Genomic DNA, 7,949 nt, shown 5'->3' with positions numbered 1-7,949 from the left:
GCCCAGCCCCACCACCTACGCCGACGCCGTCGACGAGACCGGGGCCTTCGCCGCCGTCGCCCTCGATGGCGGCCCCTGCGCGGTCGGCCTGGAATCGACGGTGGTGGCGGTGCTCGACGGTCCGCCGCGGCTGCTGCGGCCCGGGGCGGTGACGCGCGCCCAGCTGGAGGCGGTGGTCGGTCCCCTGGCCGAGGCCGCCAATGACGCCAAGCGCTCGCCCGGCCGCCTGGCCCTGCACTACGCCCCCGACGCGCCGGTGCGGATCGAGGCCGAAGCGCCGCGCGGGGGCGAGGCGTTCCTGGCGTTTGGCGCCTGGCCGGAAGGCGAGGGCGTGTTCAATCTCAGCCCGTCGGGCGACCTGACCGAAGCCGCCGCCAATCTCTTCGCCTTCCTGCGCGCCGCCGACCGCACGAAACCCGTCGGCATCGCCGTCGCGCCGATCCCGGACGAAGGTCTGGGCGAAGCGATCAATGACCGGCTGCGGCGCGCGGCCGGGTTCATAGGATAGAGCCGATGAAATTCCGCATCATGTACCTCGAGGACAAGTCCAAGGGGCTGAACGGCCCGGCGCGGATCGGGCGGGTCCGGCTGTCGAAGACCGGAGAGACCCTCTACTACGGGGGGCGCACGTTCGAGGCGCTGCGCAACTCGGGCCTGAAGGCCAATTTCAGCGACGTCGAGACGGGCCAGCCCTTCTGGATCGCCAAGGCCCGCAAGGGCGGCGACGACCGGCTCTACAAGGGCGCGGGCGATCCGCCGGTGATCGACGACGACATCCGCGAGGAATATTGGCGCGACGTTCGCGGCGTGCCGGATCCGGCGGCGGGCTAGGCGCCCAGCGCCGAGCGGACGTCGGTCAGCGGGAAGTCGTCGCTCTTATAGAGCAGGGGCGCGTCCAGCGACTTGGCCAGGGCGTAGGCGAAACAGTCGCCCATGTTCAATCCGGCGCGATGCACGCCCTTGCCCCAGCGGAAATAGGCGTCGAGCGCCGCCTGAGCGCTCACGATCTTGGTCTCAAGAACGTTCTGGGCTTCCAGCCAGGCTCGAAAGCCGTCCGTGGTGAACCGGGCCTCGCGCAGCACGAGGATCAGCCCGGCCTCCATGATGTTGACCGGCGTCGCGAAGGCCGCGTCGGCCTTGGACAACGCCGCCTCGAGGGGCTCGTATCCCGGTTCGTTGCGCGCGATCGCGACCAGGGCCGAAGCATCGACGGCCAGGGTCATGCGTCATCGATCTCGGGGATGCCGGTCGGCCAGAGCGCGTCCCAGTCCGTCTTGGTGATCGGGCGCAGGGGCTTCGGCTCCCGGTCCAGGCCGGTCACGCGCCGAAATTCCTCTGTGGCGGCCCGCATTTCTTCCAGTGTGCGTTTTCTATGCGGCTTGGGCTGTTCGCGTTCCAGCGCCTCGCGCGCCAAGGCGTCGATCACGCCCGTGATCGTCTCGCCCCGCAGCGCCGCCACCTCGCGGACCACACGCTCGGTCTCGGGGTTCTTGATGAAGATGCCCATGACGGCCTCCAGTATATACCGAGTATATACTATTCTCCGGGCCGCCAGAAGCGTATCCTCCCCCGCCATGACCAAGCCCGTTCCCGCCGATGTCGTCTCCCGCCTGAAAGCCGTGCTCGGCGAGGGCGGGTGGAGCCAGGATCCCGACCGGCTGACGCCCAAGCTGACGGAATGGCGTGGCCGCTGGACCGGCGAGACGCCGCTTCTGGCCCTGCCGCGCTCGACAGCCGAGGTCGCCGCGGTGGTCGGGATCTGCGCGGCGCAGGGCGTGGCGATCACCCCTCAGGGCGGAAACACCGGCCTGGTCGCCGGACAGATCCCGCAGGGCGAGATCCTGCTCTCCACCGAAAAGCTGACGGCCGTGCGCAATGTCGACGCCTTCGACGACGTCATGGTGCTGGAGGCCGGCGTCACCCTGGCCAAGGCCCACGAGGTCGCCCTGTCGGTGGGTCGCCGCTTCCCGTTGAGCCTGGCCTCGGAAGGTTCGTGCACCATCGGGGGTCTGGCCTCCACCAACGCCGGCGGCACGGCGGTGCTGCGCTACGGGGTGATGCGCGAGCAGATCCTGGGGATCGAGGCGGTGCTGCCCAATGGCGAGGTCTGGAACGGCCTCAAGCGCCTGCGCAAGGACAACACCGGCTATGACCTCAAGCACCTGCTGATCGGGGCCGAGGGCACGCTGGGGATCATCACCGCCGCCAGTCTCAAGCTCTATCCGCTGCTGGCCTCGCGCTGCGTGGCCATCGCCGCCGTCGCCACGCCGCACGACGCCATCGCCCTGCTGGCCAAGGCCAAGGACGAGACCGGCGGGGCGATCGAGGCCTTCGAGCTGATGAGCCGCCTGGGCGTAGCCTTCGCTCTCAAGCATATCCCCGGTCTACGAGAACCGCTGGAGGCCGTGCATCCCTGGTACGTGCTGATCGAGACCGCCTCGGGCGAGCCGGGCGCGGCCGAGGCGGCCATGGAGCGGCTGCTGGCCGGGACCTTGGAGACGGGCCTGATCCAGGACGCGGCGATCGCCCAGACCGAAACCCAGGCCCACGCCTTCTGGGCGGTGCGCGAGAACCAGTCCGGCGGCCAGAAGCCCGAGGGCGCGGCCTGGAAGCACGACGTCTCGGTTCCGGTGTCCAAGGTGGCGGACTTCATCGACCAGGCCACGGCGGCGGTCGAGACCCGGTGGCCGGGCGTGCGGGTGGTGGCCTTCGGCCATGTCGGCGACGGCAATGTCCACTACGACGTGTTGCGGGCCGACGGCGCTTCGGACGCCCCGCATGACGCTCTGCGCGACGAGGGCGCGCGGATCGTCCACGACATCGTCGCGGCGATGAACGGCTCGATCAGCGCCGAGCATGGCTTGGGGGCGATGAAGTCGGTGGAGGCCCTGCGCTACAAGAGCGCCGTCGAGGTGCAGGCCCTGCGCGCCATCCGCGCCGCCCTGGATCCCCAGCGGATCATGAACCCGCGCGTGCTGTTCTAGGCCTGGTCGTCCTGGCGCCGCTGCGCCGCCTGCAGGCGGGCCCGGCGGACGCTGACGCAAATGAACATCGAGACCAGGGCGCCCAGCGGGAGCGAGGCCTTGTAGAAGCCGGCCTGCTGGCCCGTTCCCAGGATGTTGATCGCCGCCGGGACGAAGCCCCACATCCCGTCCGACGCCCGCATCCAGAACGCCCCGACCCCGACGAAGCACAGCACCGCCCAGGCGATGCGCCACTTCAGGCCCTCGGTGCGCAGCACCAGGAACAGGCCGACGAACATCACCAGCGGGGAGAGGAGGGCGGCCAGGAGGCCGAGGATCTGGGGCATGGTCGGTGGTCCGGCGAAAGGGCGGGCAACATCGCGGCGAGCGCGGTCATTGTCCAGCACGAGACTCTGGTCAGTCGCGTGACGGGCGCCGAAACCGGTGGCCACTTTCGGCTGTCACGCTCTAGCCCTCGCCGCCCCGAGCCTCTATCTGCACGCCCATGCTGATGGTCATCTCCCCCGCCAAGTCGCTGGACTTCACCGCCCCCGATCAGGTGCTGCCGCTCACCACGCCCGAGCTGAAGCCTCAGATCGCCGAGCTGGCCAAGCTGACGCGCAAGCTGACGGCGGCCGACCTGCGCCGGCTGATGCACATCTCCGAGAAGCTGGCCGAGCTGAACCACCAGCGTTTCCAGGCCTTCGACGCCCAGGTCGAAGAGGGCCTGCAGGCTGTCATCGCCTTCAATGGCGACGTCTATGCCGGCCTCAACGCGCGTGAGCTGGACCGTCCGGCCCTGGACTGGGCCCAGGACCACCTGCGGATCCTGTCGGGCCTGTACGGCGTGCTGCGGCCGCTGGACGCCCTGCAGGCCTATCGCCTGGAAATGGGCACGCGTTTGAAGACCAAGAAGGGCTCCAACCTCTACGATTTCTGGGGCGAGACCATCGCCAAGACCCTGAACGCCGCCGCCAAGGACCACGCCGACCCGACCCTGGTGAACCTGGCCAGCCAGGAATATTTCGGGGCCGTCGACGCCAAGGCCCTGAAGCTGCCGACCGTCACCTGCCATTTCAAGGAAGAGAAGGGCAACACCCTGCGGGTGCTGGGTTTCTTCGCCAAGAAGGCCCGCGGCCGCATGGCCCGCTTCGCGATCGACAACCGCATCGACAAGGCCGCCGACCTCAAGGCCTTCGACCTGGACGGCTACGGGTTCCGCGCCGACCTCTCCACGCCGGCCGATTGGGTTTTCGCTCGCCTCCAACCCTGAATTCATCTACCGATGAATTTATAAGCTCTCGCTCATCGCAAGAGCGAGCTATATGCTGCGTTGCAGCAATAGGGTCGGCGAAGCCAGGGAGCGTGCGATGGCCGTGGATTTCGGTTTGCAGGGTCAGGTCGCCATCGTGACCGGTTCGACCAGCGGCATCGGTCACGCCATGGCCGACGCCCTGGCGGCCCAGGGCGTCAACATCGTCCTCAACGGCCTGGGCGAAATGAACGCCATCGAGAAGACCCGCGCCGAGTTGGCCGAGAAGCACGGGGTCGAGGTGTTGTACCACGGCGCCAATATGACCAAGCCGGACCAGATCGCCGACATGGTCAAGGCCGCCAAGGCCGAGTTCGGCGAGCTGGACATCCTGGTCAACAACGCCGGCGTCCAGCACGTGGCCCCGATCGAGGACTTCCCGATCGATCAGTGGGACCTGATCATCGCCATCAACCTCAGCTCGGCCTTCCACGCCACGCGGACGGCGATCCCGATCATGAAGGAGCAGGGGCGCGGGCGGATCGTCAACATCGCCTCGGCCCACGGGCTGGTCGCTTCGCCGTTCAAGGCCGCCTATGTCGCCGCCAAGCACGGCATACTGGGTCTGACCAAGACCGCGGCGCTGGAACTGGCCACCTTCGGCATCACCTGCAACGCCATCTGCCCGGGTTTCGTGAAGACCCCGCTGGTCGAGGCCCAGATCGTCGACCAGGCCAAGGCCCGGGGGATCTCGGAAGAGGCGGTGATGAAGGACGTGATCCTGGCCGCCCAGCCGACCAAGCAGTTCGTCACCTTCGACCAGCTGAACGGCCTGCTGCTGTACCTGGTCTCCGACGCCGGCGCCTCGGCCAACGGCTCGGCCTTCAGCATCGACGGCGGCTGGACGGCGCAGTAGCTGGGGACATGCCCTCGCGGCGTGTCCCCTGACTGGGCGCGGCGCTTTCCGATGAGGACCCGCCGCAAGGGCATGTCCCCGACCGTAAGACGGAGTCCGCATGCCCATCGGTCCGTTCAAGAAAAAGCCCCCCGGCCCCCGGCCGATCTCGCTGGCCCTGCAGGGCGGCGGCTCGCACGGGGCGTTCGAGTGGGGGGTTCTGGACCGCCTGCTCGAGGAAGGCGATATCGAGATCCGGGCCGTGACCGCCGCCTCGGCGGGGGCGATGAACGCCGTCTGCCTGGCCCAGGGCCTGCTGGACGGCGGACGCGATGGGGCCAAGGCCCGGCTCGAGCAGTTCTGGAGACAGGTCAACCGCAACGGCGGCCGCAACGTGTTCGGCGACACCAGCATCTGGACCAGCGCCTTCGCCGGCGGGGCCGACTGGATCAAGAACAGCCCCGGCTGGCGCCTGGCCGAAACCTTCGCGCTGTCGATGAGCCCCTATGAGTTCAACCCGTTCAACCTGAACCCGCTGCACGACGCCCTGGAAAACGAGATCGACTTTGCGGCCCTGCGCGAGCGCTCGCCGATCAAGCTCTACATCGCCGCCACCCAGGTGCGCACCAGCAAGTCCAAGGTGTTCCGCGAGACCGAGCTGACCAGCCGCCACATCATGGCCAGCGCCTGCCTGCCCCAGGTGTTCCAGGCCGTGGAGATCGACGGCGAGCCCTATTGGGACGGCGGGTTCCTGGCCAATCCGCCGCTGTGGCCGCTGTTCTACGACGACACCCCCGACGACATCCTGCTGGTCAGCCTCAACCCGTTCGTCCGCGAGGAGACGCCCAAGACGCCGGGCGAGATCATGGACCGGCTGAACGAGATCACCTTCAACGCCGCCCTGGCCAGCGAGCTGCGGGCCATAGGCTTCGTGCAGAAGCTGCTGGACGAGGGTCTGCTGAAGGACACCGCCCGCGGCCGCTACCGCAAGATGCTGATGCACGCCATCACCGCCGACAAGGCCCTGGCCGACCTGTCGGCGGGCAGCAAGTTCGACACCGAGTGGAGCTTCCTGACCGACCTGCGCGAGCGCGGGCGCCAGGCGGCCGACGACTGGCTGGGCCATTGCCTGACCCAGGTGGGGGTCAGCTCCAGCCTGGACCTGAGGGCGGGGTTTCCGTGAAGGGCTGAACTCCACCAAGATCCACTCATCCCGACGAAAGTCGGGACCCAAGCCGAGGCGGGGAGAGGTCGCGAACGACCCCGCCGCACGACCCTGGTTTGACATTCAGCTTGGGTCCCGGCTTTCGCCGGGATGAAAGGAAGTGTGGGGATTGTTCTGGTCGCTTGACGCGGCCCGAGTGGAGCGTATCTGACGCCGCCATGTCTTCTGTTTCCGCCGCACCTCAGGCCGTCTCCGAGTTCCCCGTCCCCTCCGTCGGCGTCATCTGCCTGCGCGACGACCAGGTGCTGCTGATCAAGCGCGGCACGCCGCCGCGCCTGGGCCAATGGAGCCTGCCGGGCGGCCGGCTGGAACGCGGCGAGACCACGGTCGCGGGCGCCCTGCGCGAGCTGGCCGAGGAGACGGGGGTGCAGGCGCAGCTGCTGGGCCTGGTCGACGTGGTCGACGGCCTGTTCACCTCGCGCCAGACCGGCGCGACCACCCGCCACTATGTGATGATCGACTATGCCGCCCGCTGGATCTCCGGCGAGCCCGTGGCCGGCGACGACGCGGCCGAGGCGCGGTTCGTGTCGCTGGACGAGGCGCTGGCGATGGTCGAATGGGACGTGACGCGCAAGGTGATCGCCGAGACGTTCCAGCGTTTCGGCGGCTAGGCGGGACGGTCGACAAGCCGTCCTGGCCGACGTCTCCACGACGCCTGCAAATCCCCTCGGCGCCGTCTCGACGCGAACGGCTCAACCTGGCGGGATGACCAAGCCCCTAGGCCTCGCGTTCGACCAGCCGGTCGTTCTCCCAGACGCGGTAGAAGCACGAGCGGAAGCCCACGTGACAGGCGCCCCCGTCGCCTTGCGGGCGCACCTTGATCAGCACCGCGTCCTGGTCGCAGTCGATCCGCAGCTCGGTGACGACCTGCAGCTGGCCGCTGGTCTCGCCCTTCTTCCAGAGGCTGCCCCGCGAGCGGCTGAAATAGTGGGCGATGCCGGTGTCGAGGGTCAGCTTCAGCGCCTCGTCGTTCATCCAGGCGAACATCAGGATCTCGCCGGTGTCGGCGTGCTGGGCGATGGCGGCGACCAGGCCGCTTCCATCAAAGCGGGGAGCGATGGCGGCGCCGCGCTCCAGGGCGGTCTTGTCGGCGGCGGGCGGGAAGATCTGGGAGGTCATGAAGCGACATATGGCGCCGTTGGCGATGCGGCTCAAACCCCCTCCGTCGGCTTCGCCGCCACCTCCCCCAAGAGGGGAGGATCTGAACGCGCTAGATGCTCCCCCTCTGGGGGAGCTGTCGCGGAGCGACTGAGGGGGTCTTGCCGCCCCCTACTTCCAGATCGGCTTGCCGTCGCCCGGCAGGCCCAGCCGCGCCCACTTCTCGCTGACCGTGTCGATCACCGACTGGTCCATGCGGATCTCATTGCCCCATTCGCGATGGGTCTCGGGCGGCAGCTTGTCGGTGGCGTCGAGACCGATCTTCGAGCCCAGCCCGCTCTCGGGGCTGGCGAAGTCCAGATAGTCGATCGGGGTGTTCTCGATCACCGTGATGTCCCGGGCCGGGTCCATCTTGGTGCTGATCGCCCACATCACGTCCTTCCAGTCGCGGGCGTTGATGTCGTGGTCCACGACGATCACCCACTTGGTGTACATGAACTGGCGCAGATAGCTCCA

The 7,949-nt window shown here is 68.4% G+C and carries 11 protein-coding genes and 1 pseudogene; 7 read left to right on the top strand and 5 right to left on the bottom strand.

The features are described 5' to 3' along the window. A partial coding sequence (locus WAL33_RS08575) for an L-threonylcarbamoyladenylate synthase (RefSeq protein ID WP_422180420.1) occupies window positions 1-508 on the top strand: 508 nt, incomplete at its 5' end. Between the two features lie 5 nt (window positions 509-513). Continuing rightward, window positions 514-831, top strand: a complete 318-nt coding sequence (locus WAL33_RS08570) for a 1-deoxy-D-xylulose-5-phosphate synthase (protein ID WP_422180418.1) — start codon at window positions 514-516, stop codon at window positions 829-831. Here the strand turns inward: WAL33_RS08570 and WAL33_RS08565 are convergent. Both WAL33_RS08565 and WAL33_RS08560 read right to left on the bottom strand, forming a co-directional pair. Beyond that, window positions 828-1,223: a type II toxin-antitoxin system VapC family toxin gene (locus tag WAL33_RS08565; protein ID WP_422180416.1), complete on the bottom strand. Its 396-nt coding sequence runs from the start codon at window positions 1,221-1,223 to the stop codon at window positions 828-830. The genes WAL33_RS08570 and WAL33_RS08565 overlap by 4 nt on opposite strands. Next, entirely contained in the window at window positions 1,220-1,507 is a 288-nt protein-coding gene (locus tag WAL33_RS08560; protein WP_422180414.1) for a type II toxin-antitoxin system VapB family antitoxin, read from the bottom strand. Before WAL33_RS08560 ends, WAL33_RS08565 begins: the two co-directional genes overlap by 4 nt. Before the next feature lie 67 nt (window positions 1,508-1,574). Here WAL33_RS08560 and WAL33_RS08555 point away from each other — a divergent pair, with 67 nt between their 5' ends. Next, entirely contained in the window at window positions 1,575-2,984 is a 1,410-nt protein-coding gene (locus WAL33_RS08555; RefSeq protein ID WP_422180412.1) for an FAD-binding oxidoreductase, read from the top strand. Here the strand turns inward: WAL33_RS08555 and WAL33_RS08550 are convergent. After that, window positions 2,981-3,310, bottom strand: coding sequence for a hypothetical protein (locus WAL33_RS08550; protein WP_422180410.1), 330 nt, complete (start codon window positions 3,308-3,310; stop codon window positions 2,981-2,983). The two genes, WAL33_RS08555 and WAL33_RS08550, sit on opposite strands and share 4 nt — an antisense overlap. Before the next feature lie 158 nt (window positions 3,311-3,468). Between WAL33_RS08550 and yaaA the strand changes: the two genes are divergently transcribed. The 4 genes from yaaA (at window position 3,469) to WAL33_RS08530 (ending at window position 6,946) form a co-directional block, all read left to right on the top strand. After that, a complete protein-coding gene (gene yaaA / locus WAL33_RS08545; protein WP_422180408.1) occupies window positions 3,469-4,236 on the top strand; it encodes a peroxide stress protein YaaA in 768 nt (255 codons plus the stop codon). Window positions 4,237-4,333: 97 nt separating this feature from the next. After that, a complete protein-coding gene (locus tag WAL33_RS08540; protein ID WP_422180406.1) occupies window positions 4,334-5,131 on the top strand; it encodes a 3-hydroxybutyrate dehydrogenase in 798 nt (265 codons plus the stop codon). Window positions 5,132-5,231: 100 nt separating this feature from the next. After that, window positions 5,232-6,293 carry a patatin-like phospholipase family protein gene (locus tag WAL33_RS08535; protein WP_422180404.1) on the top strand — a complete coding sequence of 354 codons (1,062 nt, stop codon included), beginning with the start codon at window positions 5,232-5,234 and terminating at the stop codon, window positions 6,291-6,293. A 200-nt stretch (window positions 6,294-6,493) separates the two neighbouring features. Next, on the top strand, window positions 6,494-6,946 hold the full coding sequence (locus tag WAL33_RS08530; RefSeq protein WP_422180402.1) for an NUDIX hydrolase: 453 nt from the start codon (window positions 6,494-6,496) through the stop codon (window positions 6,944-6,946). Window positions 6,947-7,052: 106 nt separating this feature from the next. Here the strand turns inward: WAL33_RS08530 and hisI are convergent, their stop codons facing one another. Beyond that, on the bottom strand, window positions 7,053-7,454 hold the full coding sequence (gene hisI, locus WAL33_RS08525) for a phosphoribosyl-AMP cyclohydrolase (protein WP_422180400.1): 402 nt from the start codon (window positions 7,452-7,454) through the stop codon (window positions 7,053-7,055). Between the two features lie 150 nt (window positions 7,455-7,604). Further along, window positions 7,605-7,949: pseudogene (locus WAL33_RS08520) on the bottom strand (UbiD family decarboxylase); the annotation flags it as partial.

Origin of the sequence: Caulobacter sp. (genome assembly GCF_049283275.1) — a bacterium.
Taxonomy (GTDB): Bacteria; Pseudomonadota; Alphaproteobacteria; order Caulobacterales; family Caulobacteraceae; genus Caulobacter.
This window is presented reverse-complemented; position numbering and strand designations above follow the sequence as displayed.

What these genes read in the sequence shown, in the direction of transcription:
- WAL33_RS08565 (WP_422180416.1), bottom strand. Translation starts at nt 1,223, where the DNA reads ATGACCCTGGCCGTCGATGCTTCGGCCCTGGTCGCGATCGCGCGCAAC.
- yaaA (WP_422180408.1), top strand. Translation starts at nt 3,469, where the DNA reads ATGCTGATGGTCATCTCCCCCGCCAAGTCGCTGGACTTCACCGCCCCC.
- WAL33_RS08560 (WP_422180414.1), bottom strand. Translation starts at nt 1,507, where the DNA reads ATGGGCATCTTCATCAAGAACCCCGAGACCGAGCGTGTGGTCCGCGAG.
- WAL33_RS08530 (WP_422180402.1), top strand. Translation starts at nt 6,494, where the DNA reads ATGTCTTCTGTTTCCGCCGCACCTCAGGCCGTCTCCGAGTTCCCCGTC.
- hisI (WP_422180400.1), bottom strand. Translation starts at nt 7,454, where the DNA reads ATGACCTCCCAGATCTTCCCGCCCGCCGCCGACAAGACCGCCCTGGAG.
- WAL33_RS08540 (WP_422180406.1), top strand. Translation starts at nt 4,334, where the DNA reads ATGGCCGTGGATTTCGGTTTGCAGGGTCAGGTCGCCATCGTGACCGGT.
- WAL33_RS08570 (WP_422180418.1), top strand. Translation starts at nt 514, where the DNA reads ATGAAATTCCGCATCATGTACCTCGAGGACAAGTCCAAGGGGCTGAAC.
- WAL33_RS08555 (WP_422180412.1), top strand. Translation starts at nt 1,575, where the DNA reads ATGACCAAGCCCGTTCCCGCCGATGTCGTCTCCCGCCTGAAAGCCGTG.
- WAL33_RS08535 (WP_422180404.1), top strand. Translation starts at nt 5,232, where the DNA reads ATGCCCATCGGTCCGTTCAAGAAAAAGCCCCCCGGCCCCCGGCCGATC.
- WAL33_RS08550 (WP_422180410.1), bottom strand. Translation starts at nt 3,310, where the DNA reads ATGCCCCAGATCCTCGGCCTCCTGGCCGCCCTCCTCTCCCCGCTGGTG.